Genomic DNA, 24576 nt, shown 5'->3' with positions numbered 1-24576 from the left:
GAACAATGCAGTCAGTCACCTTCATACCCGTTCGAAGCTCAGCGCCATGGGCGGGAATTTTTGTATTTTCGGCGGGTCTATCCTGCCGACATGCCAAGAGCCTGTAGCTCTGTAGCGCGCCAAGGAAGCCACTCAATCATGCGCATTCTCGTAACCGGCGGAGCCGGATTCATCGGCTCTGCTCTGATCCGCCATCTGATCAAAGACACCGGGCACAGCGTCCTTAACCTAGACAAGCTGACCTACGCCGGCAATCTCGAGTCGCTGGCCGAAGTCCACAGCAGCGACCGCTACCAATTCCTTCAAGCCGACATTGCCGATCGCGAGCGCGTCAGTGAAGCGCTGCTGGAATTCCAGCCGGACGCCATCATGCACCTGGCCGCCGAATCCCACGTTGATCGCTCAATTGACGGCCCGGCAGAGTTCATCCAGACCAACATCGTTGGCACGTATCAGCTGCTCGAGGCAACACGTGCCTATTGGCAGTCGCTGCCAGCCGAGCGCCGCGAAGCCTTCCGCTTCCACCACATCTCCACCGACGAGGTGTACGGCGACCTGCATGGCGTCGATGACCTGTTCACCGAAACCACACCCTACGCGCCCAGCTCGCCCTATTCGGCCAGCAAGGCCTCGTCGGATCATCTGGTCCGGGCCTGGCAGCGCACCTATGGGCTGCCGGTACTGATCACCAATTGCTCGAACAACTACGGGCCGTATCACTTCCCCGAGAAGCTGATCCCGCTGGTGATCTTGAACGCGCTGGATGGCAAGCCGCTGCCGGTCTACGGCAACGGCACCCAGGTACGTGACTGGTTGTTCGTCGAGGATCATGCCCGCGCCCTGTTCAAGGTGGTCAGCGAAGGCCAGGTCGGCGAGACCTACAACATCGGCGGTCACAACGAGCAAAAGAACATCGACGTGGTGCGCGGCATCTGCGCCTTGCTCGAAGAGCTGGCGCCGCAGAAGCCCGAAGGCCTTGAGCGTTTCGAGGATCTGATCACCTTCGTCAAGGACCGCCCCGGTCACGACCTGCGCTACGCCATTGACGCCAGCAAGATCGAGCGCGAGCTCGGTTGGGTCCCGCAAGAGACTTTCGAGACCGGCCTGCGCAAGACCGTGCAGTGGTATTTGAACAACCTCGAATGGTGCCGTCGCGTCCAGGACGGCAGCTATCAACGTGAGCGCCTCGGCGCCTTGGAGCAAAGCGCATGAAAGGAATCATCCTCGCCGGAGGCTCCGGCACCCGTCTGCACCCCATCACCCTGGGCGTATCCAAGCAGCTACTGCCGATCTACGACAAGCCGATGGCCTATTACCCAATATCGGTGCTGATGCTCGCCGGGATTCGCGACATCCTGCTGATTTCAACGCCGCAGGACCTGCCGCAGTACAAGAACCTGCTGAGTGATGGCAGCCAGTTCGGCGTGAACATCAGCTACGCCGAGCAGCCGTCGCCGGACGGTCTGGCCCAGGCCTTCTTGATCGGCGAAGAGTTCATTGGCGACGACTCGGTGTGCCTGATCCTCGGCGACAATATCTTCCATGGTCAGCACTTCACCGAGAAGCTGCAGCGTGCTTCGGCACAGAAGAAAGGCGCCACGGTATTCGGCTATTGGGTCAAGGATCCGGAGCGCTTCGGCGTGATCGATTTCGACGAAACCGGCAAAGCCCTGTCCATCGAAGAAAAGCCGGCGAAGCCGAAGTCCAGCTATGCCGTGACCGGTCTGTATTTCTACGACAACGATGTGATCGAGATCGCCAAGTCGATCAAGCCCTCGCCGCGCGGGGAGCTGGAAATCACTGACGTCAACAATGCCTATCTCAAGCGCGGCGACCTGAATGTCGAGCGCTTCGGCCGCGGCTTCGCCTGGCTCGACACCGGCACCCACGACAGCCTGCTGGAAGCCTCGCAGTACGTGCAGACCATCGAGCACCGTCAAGGTCTGAAGGTCGCGTGCCTGGAAGAGATCGCCTATCAGCACAAGTGGATCGACCGCGAACAGCTGTTGCAGCGCGCCGATGCCCTGGGCAAGACCGGCTACGGCCAGTATCTGTTCAAGCTGGCGGGTGAAGACGCATGAAGGTCATCGAAACCGACATTCCCGATGTGCTGATTATCGAGCCCAAGGTCTTCGGCGACGAACGCGGTTTCTTCTACGAGAGCTTCAACGCGGCCGCTTTCGAAGCGGCCACGGGGCTCAAGCGCCAGTTCGTCCAGGACAATCATTCCAAGTCCCAGCGCGGCGTGCTGCGGGGCCTGCACTATCAAATTCAGCAGCCCCAGGGAAAATTGGTGCGGGTCGTAGCCGGCGAAGTATTCGATGTCGCGGTGGACCTGCGCCGCAGCTCGCCGACGTTCGGTCGCTGGGTCGGCACCCGCCTGAGTGCCGATAACCAGCGCCAGCTGTGGGTCCCGGAAGGCTTTGCTCATGGTTTTGTGGTGCTCAGCGAGAGCGCCGAATTCCTCTACAAGACCACCGACTACTACGCGCCAGCCCATGAGCGCTCGTTGCTCTGGAATGACCCGCAAATCGGCATCGACTGGCCCTTCACCGAGCCACCCCAGCTTTCGAAGAAAGATATCGACGGCAAAGTACTCAGCGAAGCGGAGCTGTTTGCATGAAAATCCTCGTCACCGGTAGTTCGGGGCAACTGTCTCGGGAGCTGCAACTGGCGCTTGCCGGTGAAGGAAAAGTGCTCGCGCTGGGTCACAAGCTGCTGGACCTGGCCGAGCCGGCGCAGATTCGTCGACAGGTTCGCCTTTTGCGTCCCGACCTGATCATCAACGCGGCCGCCTACACCGCGGTTGACCCCGCGCAAGACGACCGTGAGCGAGCCTTTGCAGTGAACGCTATCGGCCCTGGTGTGCTCGCAGAGGAAGCGGCAGCCCTGGGTGTACCGCTGATCCACTATTCCACCGACTACGTCTTCGACGGCCGCAAGAACGGGCCCTACAGTGAAGAAGATGTGCCGGCCCCGCTGAGCGTATACGGAGCGAGCAAACTGGCCGGTGAACAAGCAATTCAGGCCGTCGGCGGCGACCATCTGATCCTGCGCACCAGCTGGGTCTACTCGTTGCACGGGCGCAACTTTCTGCTGACCATGCGACGCCTGCTCCAGGAACGCGACTCGCTGTCGGTGGTCGACGATGAGATCGGCGCGCCAACCTGGGCCGGCACCATCGCAGCGGTCACCGCCGAGATGGTACGCAAACGGCGCAGCGGTGTAGGTGGGCCCAGCGGGCTCTATCATCTGACCGCCAGAGGGGAGACGTCTTGGTACGGCTTCGCCTGCCACATCGCTCAACACCTGCAGAGCCAGGGCCTGCTGCGCGCAAGGATCGAGCCGATCCTGTCTGCCAACTACCCCACGGCGGCTCAGCGGCCGCTCAATTCCCGCCTCAGCTGCGCGCGCCTGCAGCGCGATTGGCAGATCACCTTGCCAGACTGGGAAACCGCCCTGCAGCAGTGCCTTGGCACTATGCCCCATGCTCAAGCGGATCACAGCGCACCGACTGCACAAAGCGTCTGACTGCACAAAGCGTCTGATAGTACCGACGCCGCCCCGGGCGACTGTGCCGCTCACCCAGCCGCAAGCACCAAAGCGGGTCGGACGTGCATAATGGCGCCCGAACCACAGGCGCATCTGCATGACTTCACCCGATTCTCCCCGCCGCCCTCGCTGGCGCAACCTGGCCGTGGTTGCATTGTTGTTGGCGCCGCTGCTGTGGCCGCTGCAGCAACTGGCCAACCGTTATTACAGCAACGAGCTGATCGAGCAGAACCGCCAGACGCTCGATCTCTACGTCGCCAACCTGCTCGGCTCGCTGCGCCGCTACGAAGTGCTGCCGCGCATCCTCGGTGATCTGCCGACCCTGCGCACGGCGCTGCGTCAGCCCGACAACCCAGCCGCCAAGGATCAGGCCAACCGCCTGTTGGATCAGCTGCGCAAGGAAACCGGCGCCGATGTGATCTATCTGATGGCGCCGGACGGCGACACGCTGGCCGCATCGAACTGGAACGAGGAAGACAGCTTCATCAGTCGGAACTTCGCCTTCAGGCCCTACTTCCGCGAAGCCATGGCCGGCCAACTGGGCCGCTTCTTCGGCCTCGGCACCACCTCGGGCAAACGCGGCTACTACTTCGGCGCCGCTGTCCGCGACGGCGACGAGATCCTAGGCGTGCTGGTGGTCAAGGTGGACCTGGACCATACCGAGACGCTATGGGGCAGCACGCCCGAGCAACTGATGGTGACCGACAGTTTCGGCGTGGTGATCCTCACCTCGAAACCGGAATGGCGGTTTCGCGCCAGCCGTGCACTGGATATCGAGGAGCGCGAGCAGATCGCCTCTGAACGTCCCTATCCAACGCTCGAACCCCGTGACCTGACGCTCGATATCGATACCTGGCTGATTCAGAGCCGTGAACTCAAGGAAACCGGTTGGACGGTGCGCATCCTGGCGCCGATCAGCCTGGTCGAACGACCCGTGCAGACGGTCGTCGCGATCGGCGCGGCCACCCTCGCAGCGCTCTTGCTGTTGCTTGGCCTGCTGATGCAGCGGCGTCGCCATTACCTCGAGCGTATCGCCCTCGATGCCAAAGCGCGGCAACAACTCGAGCGCCGCGTGCAAGAACGGACCTACGACCTGGAAGCCCTGAACAGCCGACTCAAGGAAGAGGTGCTGGAACGCGAGCAAGCTCAGCAGGAGCTGGTCCGCGCTCAGGACGAGTTGCTGCAGGCCGGCAAGCTATCGGCGCTCGGCACCATGTCGGCGAGCATCAGCCATGAACTCAACCAGCCGCTTGGAGCGATTCGCAGCTACGCCGACAACGCCGGCGTCCTGCTCGACCAGCAGCGAAACGACGAGGCGCGCGACAACCTTCGGTTGATCAGCGAACTGACCGCGCGCATGGCTTCGATCATCGCTCATCTGCGGGCCTTCGCCCGCCGCGACCGCCATGCCCCGGAGCGGGTTGCGCTGCAGCCGGCGCTGGACGATGCGCTGGCGTTACTGGCCAAGCGGCGTCAGGCCATGGGCGTAGAACTGATTCGTGACCTACCGGACGCCACACTCTGGGTTCAGGCCGGCGAGACGCGGCTACGGCAGATTATCTCCAACCTGTTGAGCAACGCCTTGGACGCGCTGGTCGAGCGCCCGCCGGTGCGTCGCATCTGGCTGCGCGCCGAGCGGCAGGGCGAGGGTGTGCTGCTGACCTTGCGCGATAACGGACCGGGCTTTTCCGACGAGGCGATGCAACGGGCCCGCGAGCCCTTCTTCACCACCAAGACCAGCGCTCAGGGGTTGGGGCTGGGGCTGGCCATCTGCGATACCCTGGCCCGAGCCCTGGACGGTGAACTGATCCTGGCCAACCATCCAGAGGGCGGCGCGCAGATCAGTCTTTACCTGCATTGCGCCGACCCCGGTGTCGCCTTTCCAAGCGAGGACTAGCATGACCCACCCGATCGACCCGCAGACTCAGGTCATCCTGGTCGATGACGATCCCCATCTGCGTAAGGCACTGAGCCAGACCCTCGACCTCGCCGGGCTAAAGGTGCTGAGCCTGAGCGATGCACGCGGCCTTCCAGGCATGCTGCCAGTGGAGTGGGGCGGCGTAGTGGTCAGCGACATCCGCATGCCCGGCATAGACGGCCTGGAGCTGCAGCAACAACTACATGCGATCGACCGCGAGCTACCGGTGCTGCTGATTACCGGCCATGGTGATATCCAGCTGGCGGTTCAAGCCATGCGCGCCGGTGCCTATGACTTTCTTGAGAAACCCTTCCCCAGCGAGGCACTGCTCGACAGCGTCCGTCGCGCCCTCGCCCTACGCCAGTTGGTGCTCGACAACCGCAGCCTACGCCTGGCCCTGGCCGACCGTCAGCAGTTGTCGACCCGGCTTCTAGGCCAATCACCTGCCATGCAGCGCCTTCGTGAGCAGATCGGCGCGCTTGCCGGGACCCAGGCCGACGTACTCATCCTTGGCGAAACCGGCGCGGGAAAAGAGGTGGTAGCCCGTGCGCTGCACGACCTTTCAAGTCGCCGCAACGGGCCGTTCGTGGCGATCAATGCCGGGGCGCTGGCCGAGTCGGTGGTCGAAAGCGAGCTGTTCGGGCACGAAGCCGGAGCCTTTACCGGCGCGCAAAAACGCCGTATCGGCAAGTTCGAGTTCGCCAACGGTGGCACCCTGTTCCTAGACGAGATCGAGAGCATGAGCCTGGATGTCCAGGTAAAGCTGCTGCGCATGCTGCAGGAGCGGGTCGTCGAGCGACTCGGCGGTAACCAGTCGATCCCGCTGGACATCCGGGTGATCGCCGCGACCAAGGAGGATCTGCGCCACGCCGCCGACCAGGGCCGCTTCCGCGCCGATCTCTATTACCGCCTGAATGTCGCCCCCCTGCGCATCCCGCCGCTGCGCGAACGCAGCGAGGACCTGCTGTTCCTGTTCCAGCATTTTGCCGAGACCGCCGCCAACCGCCACGCCCTGCCGATCCGTGAGCTGCGTCCGGAGCAGCGTGCACAGCTGCTTCGGCATGCCTGGCCGGGCAATGTGCGTGAATTGCAGAACACCGCCGAACGCTTCGCGTTGGGGCTTGAACTGGGTCTCGATGATCCCACTCGTGCTGCTGAAGCCAGCGGTACCGACTCAGCCCACGGGCTTGGCGAGCAGGTAGACGCGTTCGAGCGCGCCCTGATCGCAGCCGAACTCGCGCGGCCCCATGGCTCGCTGCGCAGCGTTGCTGAGGCCCTGGGTCTGCCGCGCAAGACGCTACACGACAAACTGCGCAAGCACGGCCTGGTGTTCAATGATGCTGGCGGAACCCCGCCCGAGGATAACGAATAGCTGGCGGATTTCCGCCAAGGCTTCGTTCACTGCAATCAAATCATAGCTTCCATGGCCAAGCCGACATAGTTTGGACATTTTTATCTGGCTGAATGGCGGCGTCTTGCCCTGGTATTGCAACCTGACGAAACCTGCGAGCTAGACGCATTAGGCTGAGAAACATTCGTCAGTATTTAGCCATCATGCGAGTAAACTGCCGCCTCACGGGCGCCAGTTGCACGCATCTGGCACAGCACTTGCTCCCGCAAACTCCATGAACCGGCAAGTCCAGCCGCAATCCGGCGCGGCGATTTATTCAATGGCGCCTAGACTTGTCTTGCTGGTTACAGCCGAGCTCCTGCCTGATTGCAGCGGCTCATCCACAACAAGAGGAAACACAACAATGTTCAAACTGACTGCCACAGCGCTCGCCTGTGCTCTGTCCCTCGGTATCGCAAGCCTGGCCCAGGCCGCCGACCCGATCCTGATCAAGTTCTCCCACGTAGTTGCCGAAAACACCCCGAAAGGCCAGGGTGCCGTCATGTTCAAGAAGCTCGTTGAAGAGCGTCTGCCCGGCAAGGTGGAAGTCCAGGTTTACCCGAACTCTTCCCTGTTCGGCGACGGCAAGGAAATGGAAGCGCTGCTGCTGGGCGACGTACAGCTGATCGCTCCGTCGCTGGCCAAGTTCGAGCATTACTCTAAGGGCGTTCAGGTGTTCGACCTGCCGTTCCTGTTCGACGACATCCAGGCGGTTGACCGCTTCCAGCAGAGCGATGCCGGCCAGAAGCTGCTGAGCTCGATGGAAGACAAGAACATCACCGGCCTGGCCTACTGGCACAACGGCATGAAGCAGCTGTCCGCCAACAAGGAACTGCGTGAGCCGAAAGACGCCCGTGGTCTGAAGTTCCGCGTACAGGCCTCCGCCGTGCTGGATGAGCAGTTCAAGGCCCTGCGCGCCAATCCGCGCAAGATGAGCTTCGCCGAGGTCTATCAGGGCCTGCAGACTGGCGTGGTCAACGGTGCCGAGAACCCTTACTCGAACATCTACTCCCAGAAGATGCATGAAGTGCAGAAGCACATCACCGAGTCCGACCACGGTCTGCTCGACTACATGCTGATCACCAACACCAAGTTCTGGGACGGTCTGCCGGAAGACGTTCGCACCGAGCTGGACCAGATCATCGACGAAGTCACCGTTGAGGTGAACAAGCAGGCCGATGACCTGAACCAGAAAGCCAAGCAGGACATCCTGGCTGCTGGCACCACCGAAATCCTCGTCCTGACTCCGGAAGAGCGTGCCAAGTGGCGCGAAGCCATGAAGCCCGTTTGGAGCAAGTTCGAGAATGACATCGGTGCCGACCTGATCAAGGCCGCCGAAGAAGCCAACAAGGCCCAGTAAGGCCTTGCCGGAGGGCAGCCACAAGCTGCCCTCCGCGTTCCGACTAGAGCAATACCAGCGACATCGACAGACCAGTGAAAAGACAACCCAGCCAGGCAGCACCTACGGCGCGGTGATCCCGAGCCAGCTGCCTGTACAACAAGAGTTTTTCATTGCTCTGTCACCCGGTTACCCCACCGGCCCATGGCGCACGTTCTGTACGCCCACCGAAACAATGCAATCCATCAGGAGATGTCATCCATGAACGCCCTCTGGCGCGTCTGGGACCACTTCGAAGAAGCGTTTATCGCCTTCCTTCTGGCCGCCATGACCTTGGTGACCTTCGTATACGTGGTCTTGAACAACCTCTACACCGTGTTCTACAGCCTCGGCGATCGCTACGAGGGTGCCAGCGATCTGTTCTTCGCCATGGGTGACTTCACCATCGGCCTGGCGCAAGAGATGACCTGGAGCACGGCACTGACCAAGGCACTATTCGCCTGGCTGATCTTTTCCGGCCTGGCATACGGTGTGCGCACCGCCGGCCATATCGGCATCGACGCACTGGTCAAACTCGCGCCGCGCCACATCCAGCGCTACATCGGCTTCGTTGCCTGCCTGTTCTGCCTCGGTTATGCAGGCATGCTGGCCTTCGCCAGCTTCAATTGGATTTCGGCGCTGTTCACCGCCGACATCGGCGCGGAAGACCTCGGTCATTTCGGGATCAAGCAGTGGCACATCGGCATGATCGTGCCGATTGGCTTCGCCATGGTCTTCCTCCGTTTCGCCGAAATCTTCGTACGCATCCTGCGTAACGAGCAAACCGGCCTGGGCCTGGCAGACGAAGCCGCCGAAGCCGCGAAACTGGGCGCAGAGGAGCCGAAGTAAATGACCATCCTGTTCCTCTTTGTCGCGCTCTTCGCGCTGATGTTTATCGGCGTGCCGGTGGCCGTTTCCCTCGGTCTGGCCGGTTCGCTGACCATCCTGCTGTTCAGCCCGGATTCGGTCACCTCGCTGGCGATCAAGCTGTTCGAGACGTCCGAACACTACACGCTGCTGGCCATCCCGTTCTTCTTGCTGGCTGGCGCATTCATGACCACCGGTGGCGTCGCCAAGCGACTCATCGATTTCGCCAACGCCAGCGTTGGCCACATCCGCGGTGGCCTGGCCATCGCGGCGGTACTGGCTTGCATGCTGTTCGCCGCGCTGTCCGGGTCGTCGCCAGCAACGGTAGCGGCGGTCGGCTCAATCGCCATCGCCGGTATGGTTCGTTCCGGCTACCCCCAGGCTTTCGGCGCCGGCATCGTCTGTAACGCCGGCACGCTGGGCATCCTGATCCCACCGTCGATCGTCATGGTGGTCTACGCCGCCGCGACTGAAACCTCGGTCGGTAAGCTGTTCATGGCCGGCGTCGTGCCGGGCCTGCTGCTGGGTATCGCGCTGATGGCCGCCATCTACATCATCGCGGTGAAAAAGAACCTGCCGGCGCTGCCGCGAGCCACCTTCCGCGAGTGGCTCTCTGCCGCACGCAAGGCGGTCTGGGGTCTGCTGCTGATGGTGATCATCCTCGGCGGTATCTACTCCGGCATGTTCACCCCCACGGAAGCGGCTGCAGTGGCGGCTGTGTACTCAGCTTTCATCGCGCTGTTCGTCTACAAGGACATCACGATACGTGATTGCCCGACGGTACTGCTGGAGTCGGGCAAGCTGTCGATCATGCTGATGTTCATCATCGCCAACGCCATGCTCTTCGCGCATGTGCTGACGACTGAACAGATCCCGCAGCAGATCACTGCCATGGTGCTCGAGGCCGGTCTGCAGCCCTGGATGTTCCTGCTGGTCGTGAACATCGTCCTGCTGGTCGCCGGTGCATTCATGGAACCGTCGGCCATCATCCTGATCCTGGCACCGATCCTGTTCCCGATTGCGATGGAACTGGGCATCGACCCGATCCACTTGGGCATCATCATGGTGGTGAACATGGAAATCGGCCTGATCACGCCTCCGGTGGGCCTGAACCTGTTCGTCGCCTCGGCCGTGACCGGCATGCCGGTCACTCAGGTAATCCGTGCGGTCATGCCGTGGCTGGCGATGATGCTGGCCTTCCTCGTCCTCATCACCTACGTGCCGTCGATCTCGCTGGCGCTGCCGAATCTGTTAGGCATGTAACGCCGTTTGTAGCACCGCTTCCCTATTGGCCCGGCTTATGCCGGGCTTTTTTTGCCCGCGCTACAGCGCAAGCACATCTGCAGGACGCCGGCGAAACCAGCCCGTCAGGGAGAGGCGGTCGGTATGGGTGACCAGCACTTCGTGAGGGAACTCGCCAGACAGGAAAACCAGGAGATCACCCGCAAGCGGGGGAATGTCGCGCTGCGAGCCGTCAGCGAAATGCATGCGCAACTCTCCTCCATCAGCGGGTTGCCAGCCCGGGTTGAGGTAGACCACCGCGGTGACGCAGCGGCTGTCATCGTCACGGAAGCGATCCAGATGCGTCTGATAGAAAGCACCCGGCGGGTACAGGGCGAAATGGCATTCGAACTCTTCCAGACCGAGGAACAGCGTCTGGTTCATGCGTAATCGAAGCCCATCCATCAGCTCCAGATAGCAGTCACACAACGGAGACTGGCCTGGTTCGAGCCATTGAATCTGATCGCCACGTATTCCTTCGCGAATGGTCAGCGCATCGCCGCGGCCGATACCGGCCGGGGCCAGGGCACCTTGTGCCTCACGCTTGCGGCACTCCGCTGCCAAACCGAGGGTCAGATCATCTGACAGGAACGAATGACGTAGCGACCAGCCATGCTCGGCGAGGTCGTCAATGATGGGATCGAACTGCAAGGAAGAGACTCCGAAAGGACTGCGTGGAGTCTAGCAGCAGCGCTTTCGCGCCTCGACAGCAGCCGTCAGGGCGCTGAAAATAAACTGCCCGCCAGACAGGAGCTTCCATGCGCGCTTTAATCGCTTGTGTATTACTTGCCTTCAGCTTGAACACCCTCGCCGATACCTACGACGAGCTGTACGAGACCGCTGGCTGGACCGAACAACGCGCCAATTTCAGCGATGCCCTGACCGCCGCTCAACAGCGCTACAAGAACACCCTGCCACCCGCCGTTTACCAGGCGCTGGTTACCAACAGCAATCGCCGTTTCGCGGTTAACGCCATCGATCAGCGGGCCAAGCAGGCGCTGCGGGAGAGCCTCGCCAATCCGCAACCAGCGCTGGAGTTTTTCCAATCTCCGCTCGGCCACAAGGTGGTCGCGGCCGAGACGTTGGCCGGACGCCGCGAGCAGCTGGCCAGATACGAAAACGGCATTCCGCGAATGGAGGCCGGCAGCAACCGGCAGCTGTTGATCCGTCATCTGGCCCAGGCGCTGCCGGCTGCCGAAGCCGGTGCTGAGGTCAGCCTGGCGTTGGCCGGTGTCGCAGCCGACAGCCTCAGCCAGATGATTCCGGGCTTGCTCGGCGGCGGCCAGGCGCAGGGCCTGCTCGACAGCCAACGCGAGCGTTTGCAGCAACAGGTCGAGAGCGACCTGGACAACACGCTGCTGTATATCTATCGCGACCTCTCCGATGCCGAACTGGAGGAATTTGTCCAGTTCGCCCAGTCGGAGGCCGGTCAGCGCTATTACAGCGCAGCGCTGCAAGCCCTTCGTGCCGGGCTTGCGGTCGGATTGAGCGGCAACGAGACTCAGGCGTAAGCGAGCTCTCAGCCAACGCGCTGAGCTACTTCAAGCGCTCGCTGAGAAACTCGAAATATTCACGGCGGAGGGCTTCCTGCTCATTGACCAGGTGATGCCTCGCTGCGGGTAGCCGAAGAATCTCAGGGGCAGCGAACTTGTCTTGCAGGACCGGCAGGTTGTGTTGCCAGTCGACCGTCATGTCGGCCTCTCCCTGAACAATCAGCGGGCTGTACAGGCTGGCAGGCGCGCCTTCGATACGCTGGATCCAGCGCGACAGCGCGCCCACCCAGGCGGTCGGTAGGATATCGGGCTGCAGCGGATCGTGACTCTGGATGAACTGGAGAAACGCCGGATCGCCTGAGTTTTCACTGAAGCGCCGGGGAATCTGCTGGACGAAGCGTCGCATCACTTCATAACTGAAGCGTGACCATCCCCAGGCCCGTGGCCGCACCAAGGGCGCCAGCAGAATGCTCTGCCCCAGCGCTGGGTGCACCGGCTGGCAGAGCAGGTAATCCAGCACGATGGCGGCGCCAGTGCTCTGCCCCAGCAAATGCCAAGGATGCGGCAGATTCATCGCAGCGGCTTCTTGCAGCAAGCCCTGCAGCACGGCCTGGTATTCATCGAATTCATTGATGCTGGCGCGAGGCCCGCTGGAAAGTCCATGCCCCGGCAGGTCGCAGGCGAGCACGGCGAAGCCCATGCGCAACCCCCAATCCACTACGTGCCGGTACAGGCCCATATGGTCGTAGTAGCCGTGCAGGACCAGCAGTGTCGCGACCGGCTGATCGGGGCACCACGCTTGTGCCACCACCTCATAACCGTGTACCTGAAACCGGCCAAGGCGCCGCTGGATACCGCCGTGGTGAGGCAGATCCAACCCATAGTAGGCCTGATAGAAGCGTGCATCGGCGGTAAGCTCAGCCGCGTGGCGAAGTGGGCTTAATTGCGCGCGGAGTGCGTCGGGATCGATTCGCGAAGGCATGAGCGGTTTTCTTGCTAGGAGTAAGCGAGATATTCAGCTCTGCAGCGCGACGTGGCAAGCTGGCGCATCCATCCAAGAGTCCCATCATGTCCGTACGCAACAAGTATCTGATCGCAGCGCTCGTTGCCCTACTCTGGGGTGGCGCCATGCTGGCTGCCTTCTGGTGGTTCGAGGCGCGCTACCTGCGACCGTTCGAGAACGAGCGGGCCGAGCTGTTCTCCGGCGATCAGCTGGCATTGCCCGAGTCGCTGAGCGGCGCCGGGCCGGTTCGTGTGGTGCACTTCTGGGATCCGGCCTGCCCCTGCAATGCAGGCAACCAGCAGCACCTGGCCGAACTAATGCAACGCTTCGGTGGGCGGGGCGTCAGCTTTTATGCGCTGCAAAAGCCGGGCAGCCAGGGCCGCTTGCCGGAACAGCTGGCCGGTCTGCAGCCGCTCGCTGATCTGCCGGGGGCAAGCAGCCTGCCTGCCAGTCCGGCGGTTGGGATATGGGATACCGATGGACGACTGGTGTACATCGGGCCCTATAGCGAAGGGGCCGTGTGCAGCTCCGACAACAGCTTTATCGAGCCCATCCTCGAGGCGGTGCTGGCTGGCCGTCCGGTCAAGGCGACGCACTCGCTCGCGGTGGGTTGTTTCTGTGACTGGGCACCTCCGCCGGTCGCTGAGTCCTCAGCGAACCAGCGGTCAGCGGATAGCCGCTGACCGCCAGCAGCGCCGGTCAGCTGTGCGCCGAGGGTGGCGTCGTTACCTTGCGACTGTCGATCACCTGACGCCAGGTCGGGTTGGCGTTGGTGTCATCCATTGCCTGGCGCATCGCACGTACACGGCGCTTCTCGGCGCGACGGCCGATGTACCAAGCAATGAAGGTCGCCAGCGACACCACCAGCAGGATCAAGCTGGCAACTGCGTTGATCTCAGGCTTCACACCGAGGCGCACCGCCGAGAAAATCTCCATTGGCAGCGTCGTTGCGCCTGGACCGGAGACGAAGCTGGCCAGGACCAGATCATCCAGCGACAGGGCGAACGAGAGCATGCCACCGGCCGCCAGTGACGGCGCGATCATCGGCATGGTGATCAGGAAAAACACCTTCCAGGGCCGTGCCCCGAGGTCCATTGCTGCTTCCTCGATGGACTGGTCAAGTTCACGCAACCTCGCCATTACGACTACGGCGACATAAGCCGAGCAGAAGGTGGTATGGGCGATCCAGATGGTGACGATGCCGCGCTGGGCGGGCCAGCCGATCAGCTGCGCCATGGCCACGAACAAGAGCAGCAACGACAGACCGGTGATTACTTCCGGCATCACCAGCGGCGCCGTGACCAGACCGCCAAACACGGCGCGCCCACGAAAGTTGGGTATCCGCGTCAGCACGAAGGCGGCCATGGTGCCCAGCGCAACCGCGGCAATGGCGGTGTAGAAAGCGATCTCCAGCGACCGCATGACCGCGCCCATCAACTGGCTATTGTCCAGCAAACCCGCGTACCACTTCAGCGACCAGCCGCCCCACACCGTTACCAGCCGCGAGGCATTGAAGGAGTAGATGACCAGCAACACCATGGGCAGGTAGATGAACAACAATCCGAGGACCAGGATCAGGTTGGAAAAGCTGTAACGCTTCATAGCTTGCCCTCCAGTTCCTTGGTTTGGTTGCGGTTGAACAGAATGATCGGTACCAAAAGGATCGCCAACATCACCACCGCCAATGCAGACGCTACCGGCCAGTCGCGGTTATTGAAGAACTCCTGCCACAGCACCTTGCCGATCATCAGCGTCTCCGGCCCGCCGAGCAGTTCGGGAATCACGAATTCGCCCACCACCGGAATGAATACCAGCATGCAGCCGGCGATGATGCCGTTCTTGGACAGCGGCACGGTGATCTTCCAGAAGCTGGTCAGATTGCGCGCACCGAGGTCAGAGGCAGCCTCCAGCAAGCTGAGGTCATGCTTCACCAGGTTGGCGTAGAGCGGCAGGATCATGAATGGCAGGTAGGAATACACCACGCCGATATAGACGGCGAGATCGGTGTTCAAGATGCGCAGCGGCTCGTCGATCAGGCCCAGTCCCTGCAGCAGGCCATTGAGAATGCCGTTGCTGCTGAGAATGCCCATCCAGGCGTAGACGCGAATCAGGATCGCAGTCCAAGTCGGCATCATGATTAGCAGCAGCAGTACGGTCTGTAGATCCTTGCGCGCCCGGGCGATGGCGTAGGCCATGGGATAGCCGACCAGCAGGCAGATCAGCGTGCTGAAAAAGGCAATCTTCAACGAGCCGGCGTAAGCAGCCCAATAGAGGTCGTCTTCACTGAGGAAGATGTAGTTGCTCAGGTTGATGATGACCTGCAGCTGCTGTTCGGCGTAGGCGAAAACCTCGGTATAGGGAGGAATCGCCACATCGGCTTCGGCGAAGCTGATCTTCAGTACGATCACGAACGGCAGAAGGAAGAACAGCACCAGCCATACGAAGGGTACGCCGATGACCAGTCGACGCCCCGGGTTCAGACGCGAGCGGCTCATGCCTGCAACACCACGCCGCTGTCGTCCCACCAGTAGACAAACACTTCCTCCTCCCAGGTCGGCAGCTTCACGTGTCGTTCGGCGTTGGCCATGAATGCCTGCAGGATGCCGCCGGATGGCATCTGGATGTAATAGACCGAATGACCGCCCAGGTAGGCGATGTCATAGACCACACCCTTGGACCAGTTATAGCCAGGCCGTTGCAGCTCAGGGAGTTCGGTGCCGATCAGCAGCTTTTCGGGGCGAATTGCATAGGTGATCTGCTTGTCCTGGGCGCGAGTGCTGATGCCGTGACCGACGTAGATCGGGTTTTCCAGGCCAGGGCAGGCGATAACGGCATGGTCTTCCATGTCCTCGACCAACTCGCCGTCGAAGAGGTTGACGTTGCCGATGAACTCGCAGACCAAGCGGCTCGCCGGGGTCTCGTAGATGTCCATCGGGCTGCCGACCTGAGCGATCCAGCCGAGGTGCATGATGGCGATGCGCTCGGCCATGGTCATGGCCTCTTCCTGGTCGTGGGTGACCATCACGCAGGTTACGCCGACGCGCTCGATGATCTGCACCAGCTCCAGCTGCATCTGCGAGCGCAGTTTCTTGTCCAGCGCGCCCATCGGTTCATCCAGCAGCAACAGCTTGGGTCGCTTGGCCAGGGATCGGGCCAAGGCAACACGCTGGCGCTGGCCGCCAGAGAGCTGATGCGGCTTGCGCTTGGCGTACTGGCTCATCTGCACCAGACTGAGCATTTCATCGACGCGCGTCTTTACCTCATCTTTCGACAGGCCATCCTGCTTCAGGCCGAAGGCGATGTTCTGCTCGACACTCATGTGCGGGAACAATGCGTAGGACTGGAACATCATGTTGATGGGCCGCTCGTAGGGCGGCATATCGGTGATGTCCTGGCCGTCGAGGAAGATCCGTCCTTCAGTGGGCCGCTCGAAGCCTGCCAGCATGCGCAGCAAAGTGGACTTGCCCGAGCCCGATCCTCCAAGCAGGGCAAAGATTTCGCCTTGGTGAATGCTCAATGAGACATCATCGACCGCCACCGTTTCGTCGAACTTCTTGGTGACGCGGTCGATCTTCAGCAGCACCTGCTTGTTCTGGCTCTCACCGGTGAGGGCCTTTTTGTAGGCGCTGGAGGCAACGGCCATGCGCAAACTCCCGATTGGAATAATGGACCCGGACGGCGCCGGGAAATGACACGCTGTAAGGCAAGACGGAAGACCAGCAATGGCTCCCGCCTTGCCCGGTGTTGCTATTGGCCGGACTTCACCTTGGTCCAGGTGCGGGTCATCAGGCGGTTGATCTTCTGCGGCAGCTCTGCGGAGACGTACAGGCGATCCAGCACAGCTTGCGGCGGATAGACCGACGGATCGTTACGGACCTCCTGGTCCATCAGTTCCCCTGCCTTGATGTTGGGGTTGGCATAGCCAACATAATCACTGACCGACGCGATCACCTGAGGGTCGAGCAGGTAATTGATGAAGGCATGGGCTTCGTCGACATTCTGTGCGTCGGAGGGAATGGCCAGCATGTCGAACCAGAGATTGCCGCCTTCTTTGGGGATGGCGTAGGCAATGTCGATGCCTTTACCGGCTTCGTCGGCGCGCGCCGACGCCTGGAAAATGTCCCCGGAAAAGCCGGCGGCGATGCAGATGTTGCCGTTGGCCAAGTCCGATATGTACTTGGATGAATGGAAATAACGGACGTACGGGCGAATTTCGAGCAACTTCGCCTCAGCTTTGGCGTAGTCGTCCGGATCGGTGCTGTTGGGATCCAGGCCCAGGTAGTTGAGCATCGCCGGGATCATTTCATCAGGCGAGTCGAGAAGGGCAATGCCGCAGCCGGCAAGCTTCTTGGCGTTCTCCGGCTCGAACAGAACGGCCCAGGAATCTACCTTCTCGATGCCTAGCGCAGCGGTGACCTGTTCAACGTTGTAACCGATGCCATTGGTGCCCCAGAGATAGGGCGCGGCGTAGGCATTGCCCGGATCGTTCTTCTCGAGCTGCTTAAGCAGTGCGGGATCCAGCTGTTCCCAGTTGGGCAGCTTGCTCTTGTCCAGTTTCTGGAAAGCGCCAGCGCGAATCTGTTTGCCGAGGAAATGGTTGGAAGGCACCACCACGTCATAGCCGGTACGACCAGCGAGCAGTTTGCCTTCGAGGGTTTCGTTTGAATCGAAGACGTCATAGACCGGCTTGATACCGGTCTTCTCTTCGAATTCTTCCAGCGTTGTTTCGCCGATGTAATCGGACCAGTTGTAGATATGCACCGTGGCAGCCTGAGCGGATGCAGCACCGCTGACCGCAGCGGCTATAAGAAGCGACTTCAATGTCGAGCGCATGAGAGTGTCCTCTTAGTGCAGACCGCGCGATCAGTGGGCGAAAGGCGGGCTATTTATTGGAAAAACCTCTAAAAATCAACTGGCGCGTTGTAATGGCGAGACGATCAGGCTCAAAGGGTGCGCTACAGCCAGACCGCAAGCCAGAATTACAAATCTGAACTGCCCCTTTCGAGGCACTGATGAGTGCCTCGCGCAGGCCCGCAAGCAGACCTGGCGAGGCGGCTGGATCAACGACCGGATTTGATCTTGGTCCAGCTGCGGGTCATGGTGCGCTGGGTCTTCGGATCAAGGTCCGGGAAGGTGTAGAGCTTTTGCAGCACGGCCTGGCTCGGGTAAACGCCCGGGTCGGTACGAATTGCTTCATCCACCAGCGGGGTGGCCGCCGCGTTGCCGTTGGGGAACTGCACATAGTTGGTGATGGAGGCCATCACCTCAGGCTTCATCAGATAATTGAGGAAGACATGGGCGTTGTCGACGTTGTTCGCATCAGCCGGGATCGCGAGCATGTCGAAGAAAGTGCCTGCGCCTTCCTTGGGAATGTTGTAGTTGACCTTGACCGTATTGCCGGCTTCTTCGGCACGCGCTTTGGCCTGGTAGATGTCGCCGGAATAGCCGATGGCGACGCAGACGTTGCCGTTGGCCAAGTCCGAGATGTACTTCGAGGAATGGAAATAGGCCACGTCCGGACGGATCTGCATGAACAGCTCTTCAGCCTTCTTCAGCTCGTCAGATTTGGTGGTGTCTGGCTTGTAGCCCAGGTAATGCAGTGCTGCAGGGAGGATTTCGGTGGGTGAATCGAGAAACGAGACGCCGCAGGATTTCAGCTTTTCCATGTTTTCCGGCTTGAACACCAGATCCCAGGAATCAACCGGTGCGTCTTCACCTAACGCGGCCTTGACCTTCTCCGGGTTGTAGCCGATGCCGATGGTGCCCCACATGTACGGCACTGCGTACTGGTTGCCTGGATCGCTCGGCTGCAACGCCTTGAGCAGGTCCTTGTCGAGGTTTTCCCAGTTCGGCAGCTTGCTCTTGTCGAGCTTCTGGAACACGCCCGCCTTGATCTGCTTGGCCAGGAAGGGGTTGGACGGTACGACTACGTCATAGCCGGAGCTGCCCGCCAGCAGCTTGGCCTCCAGGACTTCGTTGCTGTCGAACACGTCGTAGACGACCTTGATCCCGGTTTCCTTGGTGAAGTTCTCCAAGGTGTCTTCGGCGATATAGTCGGACCAGTTATAGACGTGCAGCACCTTGTCTTCGGCCTGCGCAGCGCCGGCAACCGCGCCAGCCAGCGTCATCGCAAGTAGGGTCTTGGCAAAGGGTTTCATCCGTGCAGCTCCTGTTGTAGTCATATGTTGGGCTGTGGACAGGTCACACAGGGCGGCGGCGACGCCTACCCCGTTGTGCCTGGTGCAGCTAATGGCTGTGCCGGCATCGACACACCCTCGGTAAGTCAGGCCAAAGCACGCGCGCAGTCTGGCAAGGTCAATGGCTGTTTTTCAACCGCTTGCGTGCGCTTCGCTTGCATACTTTTCCAGTCGATCCTTGGTGCCGGTAGCATCCTGCCGGCGCCCTGCACACTCAACCCCGCGCATCTTTCAGCGTTGCGTCCAGGCACAGCCGAACTTTGCCGATCAGCTCGTCAATCTGCTCTTCGTTGATCACCAGCGGTGGCGAAATGATCATGGTGTCACCGACTGCGCGCATCACCAGACCGTTGCGGAAGCAATGCTCCCGACAGAGCATGCCCACGCCAGGGTCAGCGAAGCGCTCACGGGTCTTCTTGTTTTTCACCAGCTCCAGCGCGCCAAGCATGCCGACACCACGGGCCTCACCAACCAACGGGTGCTCGACCAACTCATGCCAGCGAGACTGCAAATAAGGTGCCGTCTTGTTCTTGACCCGCTCGACGATCTTCTCCTCGCGCAGAATACGGATGTTCTCCAGCGCTACCGCAGCCGCTACCGGGTGTCCCGAATAGGTGAAGCCGTGATAGAACTCGCCCCCTTCGTTGAGGGTGTGCACCACTTCGTCGCGTACCACCACGCCACCCATGGGCAGATAGCCGGATGTCAGGCCCTTGGCGATTGGCATCAGGTCCGGCGCATTGCCGTAGTAGTCGCTGCCGAACCACTCGCCGGTTCGCCCGAAGCCGCAGATGACTTCGTCGGCAATGAACAGAATCTCGTAGCGGGCGAGGATCTCGCGGATTTTCGGCCAGTAGCTGTCCGGCGGAATGATCACCCCGCCGGCGCCCTGGATCGGTTCGGCGATAAAGGCGGCCACCTTGTCTTCGCCAACTTCGAGGATCTTCTGTTCCAGTTGCTCAGCCATGCGAACGCCGAATTCTTCCGGATCGAGGTCGCCGCCTTCGCCATACCAGTAGGGCTGGTCGATATGCTCGATGCCAGGGATCGGACCATCGCCCTGCTCGTGCATGGCCTTCATGCCGCCGAGGCTGGCGCCGGCAATGGTTGAGCCGTGGTAGCCGTTCCAGCGGCCGATCACCACTTTCTTCTGCGGCTGCCCCTTGATCGCCCAATAGTGGCGCACCATGCGCAGCACGGTGTCGTTGGCTTCCGAGCCGGAGCCGGTGAAGAACACATGGTTCATGCCTTCCGGCGCGATCTCGGAGATGGCTTTGGCCAAGGCCAGCGCCGGCGGGTGGGCAGTCTGGAAAAAGAGGTTGTAGTACGGCAGCTCACGCATCTGCCGAGTGGCCGCTTCGACCAGTTCTTCGCGGCCGTAGCCGAGGTTGACGCACCAGAGCCCGGCCATGGCATCAAGGATCTTGTGGCCTTCGCTGTCCCAAAGGTAGACGCCCTCCCCCCGCGTAATGATGCGCGTGCCCTTGGCATTGAGCGCTTTGAAGTCGGTGAACGGCGGCAGGTGATGGTCGCGGCTCAGGGCTTGCCATTGCAGGGTTTGCGAATCGCTCATCAATCACCTCTTGATAATGGTTGCTTGGTCCGGTGGATGAACAGAGCGTCATCCACCCTACGGCTGTTCGTTACACCGACAGCATCAGGAATTCCCGCTCCCAGGAACTGATGACGCGGTGGTAGTTTTCCTGCTCGGCGCGCTTGACCGCGATGTAGCCGGTGATGAACTTGGGGCTCAGGTACTTCTCCAGCGGTCGGCAGTTCTCCATTCGTTCCAGTGCCGCTTCCAGCGTCAGCGGCAGACGCAGATTGCGGCGCTCATAGCCGCGACCCTTGACGGGCTGGCTTGGCGGCAGCTCCTCGACCATGCCGATGTAACCGCACAGCAGGCTGGCGGCGATGGCCAGATAAGGGTTGGCATCGGCACCCGGCAGGCGGTTCTCGACGCGACGGTTCTGCGGATCGGAATCCGGCACTCGCAGGCCGACGGTACGGTTCTCCTCGCCCCATTCGACGTTGACCGGTGCCGAGGTGTCGGGCAGGAAGCGGCGGAACGAATTGACGTTCGGCGCGAACAGCGGCAGCAGTTCGGGAATGTATTTCTGCAGGCCACCGACGTGGTACAGGAACAGCTGGCTCATGGTGCCGTCGCTGTTGGAGAAGATGTTGCGCCCGGTTTCGAGGTCCACGACGCTCTGGTGCAGGTGCATGGCACTGCCCGGCTCGCCCGTCATGGGCTTGGCCATAAAGGTGGCGGCGACGTTGTGCTTGAGCGCGGCCTCGCGCATGGTGCGTTTGAACACCAGAATCTGATCGGCCAGGTGCAGCGCCTCGCCATGACGGAAGTTGATTTCCATCTGTGCGGTGCCTTCCTCGTGGATCAGGGTATCCAGATCCAGCCCCTGGGCCTCGCACCAGTCGTACATGTCCTCGAACAGCGGGTCGAACTCGTTGGCCGCATCGATGGAGAACGACTGCCGGCCCGTCTCCTGCCGACCCGAGCGGCCGATCGGCGGCTGGAACGGCAGGTCCGGGTCTTCGCAGCGCTTGGTCAGGTAGAACTCCATCTCCGGTGCGACGATGGGCTGCCAGCCTTTATCGGCGTACATCTTCAGCACACGCTTCAAGATATTGCGCGGCGAGATTTCGATGGGATTGCCCATCTTGTCGTAGGTGTCGTGGATCACCTGGGCGGTGGGCTCGATGGCCCAAGGCACCAAGAACACCGCGTCCGGATCGGGCCGGCAGAACATGTCGATATCGGCGGGATCGAGCAGCTCGTAATAGATATCGTCCTCAACATAATCGCCAGTCACGGTCTGCAGCAGTACGCTTTCCGGCAGGCGCATGCCTTTTTCGTCGAGGAACTTGTTGGTGGGTGAGATCTTGCCGCGGGCGATGCCCGTCAGGTCGCTGATCAGGCACTCCACCTCGGTGATCTTGCGTTCTTTCAGCCAGCCGGTGAGCTGGTCGAGCTTGCTGGACATATCGACCTCAGAAATTAATGAAACGAGTGCCGGGCCGGCCCGCGCTCAGCGCCGTCCTGCGCGTTCCCGGCAGGCGCGGGCAAAGCCCTCGAACAACGCCAGGTAATAAGGATGCTCATGCACCTTCCATTCCGGATGCCACTGCACGCCGAGGGCAAAGCTTCGCGCACCCTCGACGGAAAACGCCTCGATCAGCCCATCGGGTGCCAGCGCCTCGATGCGCAAGCCCTTGCCGAGCCGCTCGACGCCCTGTCCATGCACCGAATTGACATCAATCTGCGCGGGTAACCCGAGGCGCTGTAGCAATCCGCCCGGTTGGACGTGCAACGGATGACTTAGACCGTACTGCACCTCGACTGGATCCTCGGCGCGCTCACGGTGATCGGCATAAGGCCCGGCCTCGTGAACCTTCTGATGCAGGCTGCCGCCAAAAGCGACGTTCATTTCCTGAAACCCGCGGCAGACGCCGAATACTGGAACACCCGCATCCACCGCCGCGCGAATAAGCGGCAGCGTCAGTTGATCACGTGATGGGTCATGGGCGGTGCCCTCGGTGCTGGCCGGGCCGCCATAATGGTGCGGTTCGACGTTGGACGGTGAGCCGGTAAAGAGCAGGCCGTCTACGCTATCCAGTAATGCAGCTGGGTCGATCAGATCGCCGAGTGCCGGGATGACCAGCGGCATGCCGGCTACAGCCGCCGCGCGCAGGTACTTGTCGCCGGCGATATGGAAACTGTGGTGGCCGATCTGCCTGGTACAGGCGGAAACGCCGATCAATGGCACGCGAGGCATGGGATACTCGTCTTTCCAGATGGGGCTCTTCGGAGAGTAGTCTTGTTCGTTTTTATAGACAATAGCCGAGGGTTACCGCTTCGCAAAGCCATGTCAGCGTTTAGGGATCGTTCTCCGGACTGCCCCGAAAACGCCCACTGTGGGCCTCGAAGAGTCATTTCGGGGCACTATTGACAGCAGCAGGGCTTTTCGATTGACTCCAAGACAAGCTGTTTGATGATTGAAATTTTTAACAATTAAGGTGCTTCATCATGCTTCCGCCGCCGCGTGCCGTTCAGCTCAACGAAGCGAACGCATTTCTAAAGGAACACCCGGAGGTCCAGTACGTCGACCTGCTGATCGCAGACATGAACGGTGTCGTCCGGGGCAAGCGCATCGAGCGCGCCAGCCTGCACAAAGTGTATGAAAAAGGCATCAACCTGCCGGCCTCGCTGTTCGCCCTCGACATCAATGGCATCACCGTGGAGAGCTCCGGCCTCGGAATGGACATTGGTGACTCCGACAGGACCTGTTTCCCCATTCCCAACACGCTCAGCAACGAGCCTTGGCAGAAACGCCCCACCGCCCAGCTGTTGATGACCATGCACGAGCGTGACGGCTCGCCATTCTTCGCCGATCCACGAGAAGTGCTGCGTCAGGTAGTGAGCAAGTTCGATGAACTGGGCCTGACCATCTGCGCCGCGTTCGAGCTGGAGTTCTACCTGATAGACCAGGAAAACGTGAACGGTCGTCCGCAACCGCCGCGCTCGCCTATCTCTGGCAAACGCCCCCACTCCACCCAGGTCTACCTGATCGACGATCTGGACGAGTACGTCGACTGTCTGCAGGACGTGCTCGAAGGCGCCAAGGAACAGGGCATACCCGCCGATGCCATCGTCAAGGAAAGCGCACCGGCGCAGTTCGAGGTCAACCTTCATCACGTCGCCGACCCGATCAAGGCTTGCGACTACGCCGTGTTGCTCAAGCGGTTGATCAAGAACATCGCTTACGACCATGAAATGGATACGACCTTCATGGCCAAGCCCTACCCGGGCCAGGCCGGCAACGGGCTACACGTGCATATCTCGCTGCTGGACAAGAACGGCAACAATATTTTCGCCACCAGCAATCCGCTGGAAAGCGAAACGCTGCGCCACGCCATCGGCGGCATTCAGCAGACCATGGCCGCCTCGATGGCTTTCCTCTGCCCCAACGTGAACTCCTATCGCCGCTTCGGTGCCCAGTTCTATGTACCGAACGCACCCTGCTGGGGCCTGGACAACCGCACCGTGGCGCTGCGCGTGCCAACCGACAGCCCCGATGCCGTGCGCATCGAGCACCGGGTTGCCGGCGCAGACGCCAACCCCTATCTGCTGCTGGCCAGCGTGCTAGCAGGCATTCACCACGGTCTGACCAACAAGATCGCGCCGGACGAGCCGATCGAGGGCAATTCCTACGAGCAGGTCGAGCCGAGCCTGCCCTCTAACCTGCGTGATGCCCTGCGCGAGCTCGATGACAGCGAGATCATGGCGCGGTACATCGACTCCACGTACATCGACATTTTTGTCGCGTGCAAGGAAAGCGAGCTGGAAGAATTCGAACACTCGATCTCCGACCTCGAATACAACTGGTATCTGCACACCGTCTGAATACCACGCCCCGCATCACCGCGTGCGGGGCTCTCAGCCGCTCATGGAAGCGCTGCGGTGATCGGAAAACCTCGC

The 24576-nt window shown here is 61.1% G+C and carries 22 protein-coding genes; 12 read left to right on the top strand and 10 right to left on the bottom strand.

Annotation, left to right across the window (positions count from 1 at the left end):
• The first annotated feature begins 138 nt into the window (after positions 1-138).
• From rfbB to dctM, 9 genes are all read left to right on the top strand, one after another.
• Positions 139-1212 (top strand): dTDP-glucose 4,6-dehydratase, encoded by a 1074-nt coding sequence (gene rfbB / locus RT21_RS15105; protein ID WP_046163354.1) that lies wholly within the window; start codon positions 139-141, stop codon positions 1210-1212.
• A complete protein-coding gene (rfbA, locus tag RT21_RS15100; protein WP_046163353.1) occupies positions 1209-2081 on the top strand; it encodes a glucose-1-phosphate thymidylyltransferase RfbA in 873 nt (290 codons plus the stop codon). The genes rfbB and rfbA overlap by 4 nt, the downstream gene beginning before the upstream one ends.
• Positions 2078-2623: a dTDP-4-dehydrorhamnose 3,5-epimerase gene (gene rfbC / locus RT21_RS15095; protein WP_045423249.1), complete on the top strand. Its 546-nt coding sequence runs from the start codon at positions 2078-2080 to the stop codon at positions 2621-2623. The genes rfbA and rfbC overlap by 4 nt, the downstream gene beginning before the upstream one ends.
• The gene (gene rfbD, locus RT21_RS15090; RefSeq protein WP_046163352.1) at positions 2620-3531 is read left to right on the top strand and encodes a dTDP-4-dehydrorhamnose reductase; all 912 of its coding nucleotides are present in this window, start codon (positions 2620-2622) and stop codon (positions 3529-3531) included. The genes rfbC and rfbD overlap by 4 nt, the downstream gene beginning before the upstream one ends.
• Before the next feature lie 118 nt (positions 3532-3649).
• Positions 3650-5449 carry a sensor histidine kinase gene (locus RT21_RS15085; RefSeq protein WP_045423244.1) on the top strand — a complete coding sequence of 600 codons (1800 nt, stop codon included), beginning with the start codon at positions 3650-3652 and terminating at the stop codon, positions 5447-5449.
• 1 nt (position 5450) lies between these two features.
• On the top strand, positions 5451-6842 hold the full coding sequence (locus tag RT21_RS15080) for a sigma-54-dependent transcriptional regulator (protein ID WP_046163351.1): 1392 nt from the start codon (positions 5451-5453) through the stop codon (positions 6840-6842).
• 382 nt (positions 6843-7224) lie between these two features.
• Positions 7225-8220 (top strand): C4-dicarboxylate TRAP substrate-binding protein DctP, encoded by a 996-nt coding sequence (gene dctP / locus RT21_RS15075; RefSeq protein WP_046163350.1) that lies wholly within the window; start codon positions 7225-7227, stop codon positions 8218-8220.
• 240 nt (positions 8221-8460) lie between these two features.
• Positions 8461-9087, top strand: a complete 627-nt coding sequence (locus RT21_RS15070) for a TRAP transporter small permease (protein WP_046163349.1) — start codon at positions 8461-8463, stop codon at positions 9085-9087.
• Positions 9088-10368, top strand: a complete 1281-nt coding sequence (gene dctM / locus RT21_RS15065) for a C4-dicarboxylate TRAP transporter large permease protein DctM (RefSeq protein ID WP_046163348.1) — start codon at positions 9088-9090, stop codon at positions 10366-10368.
• A gap of 60 nt (positions 10369-10428) precedes the next feature.
• Here dctM and RT21_RS15060 read toward each other — a convergent pair whose 3' ends face one another.
• Complete coding sequence (locus tag RT21_RS15060) at positions 10429-11037, bottom strand: 2OG-Fe(II) oxygenase (protein WP_046163347.1); 609 nt, start codon at positions 11035-11037, stop codon at positions 10429-10431.
• A gap of 107 nt (positions 11038-11144) precedes the next feature.
• Here RT21_RS15060 and RT21_RS15055 point away from each other — a divergent pair, with 107 nt between their 5' ends.
• Entirely contained in the window at positions 11145-11897 is a 753-nt protein-coding gene (locus RT21_RS15055; protein WP_045423230.1) for a hypothetical protein, read from the top strand.
• Between the two features lie 25 nt (positions 11898-11922).
• Here the strand turns inward: RT21_RS15055 and RT21_RS15050 are convergent, their stop codons facing one another.
• The gene (locus RT21_RS15050) at positions 11923-12861 is read right to left on the bottom strand and encodes a phospholipase BipL (protein WP_046163346.1); all 939 of its coding nucleotides are present in this window, start codon (positions 12859-12861) and stop codon (positions 11923-11925) included.
• Between the two features lie 86 nt (positions 12862-12947).
• Here RT21_RS15050 and RT21_RS15045 point away from each other — a divergent pair, with 86 nt between their 5' ends.
• Positions 12948-13565, top strand: a complete 618-nt coding sequence (locus tag RT21_RS15045) for a DUF6436 domain-containing protein (protein WP_046163345.1) — start codon at positions 12948-12950, stop codon at positions 13563-13565.
• Between the two features lie 16 nt (positions 13566-13581).
• Here the strand turns inward: RT21_RS15045 and RT21_RS15040 are convergent, their stop codons facing one another.
• From RT21_RS15040 to RT21_RS15005, 8 genes are all read right to left on the bottom strand, one after another.
• Positions 13582-14484 (bottom strand): ABC transporter permease subunit, encoded by a 903-nt coding sequence (locus RT21_RS15040; protein ID WP_046163344.1) that lies wholly within the window; start codon positions 14482-14484, stop codon positions 13582-13584.
• Positions 14481-15377: an ABC transporter permease subunit gene (locus RT21_RS15035; protein WP_046163343.1), complete on the bottom strand. Its 897-nt coding sequence runs from the start codon at positions 15375-15377 to the stop codon at positions 14481-14483. Before RT21_RS15035 ends, RT21_RS15040 begins: the two co-directional genes overlap by 4 nt.
• Positions 15374-16525 carry a polyamine ABC transporter ATP-binding protein gene (gene potA / locus RT21_RS15030; RefSeq protein WP_046163342.1) on the bottom strand — a complete coding sequence of 384 codons (1152 nt, stop codon included), beginning with the start codon at positions 16523-16525 and terminating at the stop codon, positions 15374-15376. The genes RT21_RS15035 and potA overlap by 4 nt, the downstream gene beginning before the upstream one ends.
• Positions 16526-16629: 104 nt before the next feature.
• Positions 16630-17715: a polyamine ABC transporter substrate-binding protein gene (locus tag RT21_RS15025; protein ID WP_046163341.1), complete on the bottom strand. Its 1086-nt coding sequence runs from the start codon at positions 17713-17715 to the stop codon at positions 16630-16632.
• A gap of 227 nt (positions 17716-17942) precedes the next feature.
• Positions 17943-19040 (bottom strand): polyamine ABC transporter substrate-binding protein, encoded by a 1098-nt coding sequence (locus RT21_RS15020; protein ID WP_046163340.1) that lies wholly within the window; start codon positions 19038-19040, stop codon positions 17943-17945.
• Between the two features lie 253 nt (positions 19041-19293).
• Entirely contained in the window at positions 19294-20652 is a 1359-nt protein-coding gene (locus tag RT21_RS15015; protein WP_046163339.1) for an aspartate aminotransferase family protein, read from the bottom strand.
• 70 nt (positions 20653-20722) lie between these two features.
• Positions 20723-22081, bottom strand: coding sequence for a glutamine synthetase family protein (locus tag RT21_RS15010; RefSeq protein WP_045423208.1), 1359 nt, complete (start codon positions 22079-22081; stop codon positions 20723-20725).
• Between the two features lie 45 nt (positions 22082-22126).
• Positions 22127-22873 carry a gamma-glutamyl-gamma-aminobutyrate hydrolase family protein gene (locus tag RT21_RS15005; protein WP_046163338.1) on the bottom strand — a complete coding sequence of 249 codons (747 nt, stop codon included), beginning with the start codon at positions 22871-22873 and terminating at the stop codon, positions 22127-22129.
• 251 nt (positions 22874-23124) lie between these two features.
• Here RT21_RS15005 and RT21_RS15000 point away from each other — a divergent pair, with 251 nt between their 5' ends.
• A complete protein-coding gene (locus tag RT21_RS15000) occupies positions 23125-24501 on the top strand; it encodes a glutamine synthetase family protein (RefSeq protein WP_046163337.1) in 1377 nt (458 codons plus the stop codon).
• Positions 24502-24576 lie beyond the last annotated feature (75 nt).

The sequence above is a fragment of the Pseudomonas sp. 10B238 genome (assembly GCF_000970615.1).
GTDB lineage: Bacteria > Pseudomonadota > Gammaproteobacteria > Pseudomonadales > Pseudomonadaceae > Stutzerimonas.
Note: the sequence above shows the minus strand (reverse complement) of the source record. Positions and strands in the feature narration are given on the sequence as shown.

What these genes read in the sequence shown, in the direction of transcription:
- rfbB (WP_046163354.1), top strand. Translation starts at nt 139, where the DNA reads ATGCGCATTCTCGTAACCGGCGGAGCCGGATTCATCGGCTCTGCTCTG.
- rfbA (WP_046163353.1), top strand. Translation starts at nt 1,209, where the DNA reads ATGAAAGGAATCATCCTCGCCGGAGGCTCCGGCACCCGTCTGCACCCC.
- rfbC (WP_045423249.1), top strand. Translation starts at nt 2,078, where the DNA reads ATGAAGGTCATCGAAACCGACATTCCCGATGTGCTGATTATCGAGCCC.
- rfbD (WP_046163352.1), top strand. Translation starts at nt 2,620, where the DNA reads ATGAAAATCCTCGTCACCGGTAGTTCGGGGCAACTGTCTCGGGAGCTG.
- RT21_RS15085 (WP_045423244.1), top strand. Translation starts at nt 3,650, where the DNA reads ATGACTTCACCCGATTCTCCCCGCCGCCCTCGCTGGCGCAACCTGGCC.
- RT21_RS15080 (WP_046163351.1), top strand. Translation starts at nt 5,451, where the DNA reads ATGACCCACCCGATCGACCCGCAGACTCAGGTCATCCTGGTCGATGAC.
- dctP (WP_046163350.1), top strand. Translation starts at nt 7,225, where the DNA reads ATGTTCAAACTGACTGCCACAGCGCTCGCCTGTGCTCTGTCCCTCGGT.
- RT21_RS15070 (WP_046163349.1), top strand. Translation starts at nt 8,461, where the DNA reads ATGAACGCCCTCTGGCGCGTCTGGGACCACTTCGAAGAAGCGTTTATC.
- dctM (WP_046163348.1), top strand. Translation starts at nt 9,088, where the DNA reads ATGACCATCCTGTTCCTCTTTGTCGCGCTCTTCGCGCTGATGTTTATC.
- RT21_RS15055 (WP_045423230.1), top strand. Translation starts at nt 11,145, where the DNA reads ATGCGCGCTTTAATCGCTTGTGTATTACTTGCCTTCAGCTTGAACACC.
- RT21_RS15050 (WP_046163346.1), bottom strand. Translation starts at nt 12,861, where the DNA reads ATGCCTTCGCGAATCGATCCCGACGCACTCCGCGCGCAATTAAGCCCA.
- RT21_RS15045 (WP_046163345.1), top strand. Translation starts at nt 12,948, where the DNA reads ATGTCCGTACGCAACAAGTATCTGATCGCAGCGCTCGTTGCCCTACTC.
- RT21_RS15040 (WP_046163344.1), bottom strand. Translation starts at nt 14,484, where the DNA reads ATGAAGCGTTACAGCTTTTCCAACCTGATCCTGGTCCTCGGATTGTTG.
- RT21_RS15035 (WP_046163343.1), bottom strand. Translation starts at nt 15,377, where the DNA reads ATGAGCCGCTCGCGTCTGAACCCGGGGCGTCGACTGGTCATCGGCGTA.
- potA (WP_046163342.1), bottom strand. Translation starts at nt 16,525, where the DNA reads ATGGCCGTTGCCTCCAGCGCCTACAAAAAGGCCCTCACCGGTGAGAGC.
- RT21_RS15025 (WP_046163341.1), bottom strand. Translation starts at nt 17,715, where the DNA reads ATGCGCTCGACATTGAAGTCGCTTCTTATAGCCGCTGCGGTCAGCGGT.
- RT21_RS15020 (WP_046163340.1), bottom strand. Translation starts at nt 19,040, where the DNA reads ATGAAACCCTTTGCCAAGACCCTACTTGCGATGACGCTGGCTGGCGCG.
- RT21_RS15015 (WP_046163339.1), bottom strand. Translation starts at nt 20,652, where the DNA reads ATGAGCGATTCGCAAACCCTGCAATGGCAAGCCCTGAGCCGCGACCAT.
- RT21_RS15010 (WP_045423208.1), bottom strand. Translation starts at nt 22,081, where the DNA reads ATGTCCAGCAAGCTCGACCAGCTCACCGGCTGGCTGAAAGAACGCAAG.
- RT21_RS15005 (WP_046163338.1), bottom strand. Translation starts at nt 22,873, where the DNA reads ATGCCTCGCGTGCCATTGATCGGCGTTTCCGCCTGTACCAGGCAGATC.
- RT21_RS15000 (WP_046163337.1), top strand. Translation starts at nt 23,125, where the DNA reads ATGCTTCCGCCGCCGCGTGCCGTTCAGCTCAACGAAGCGAACGCATTT.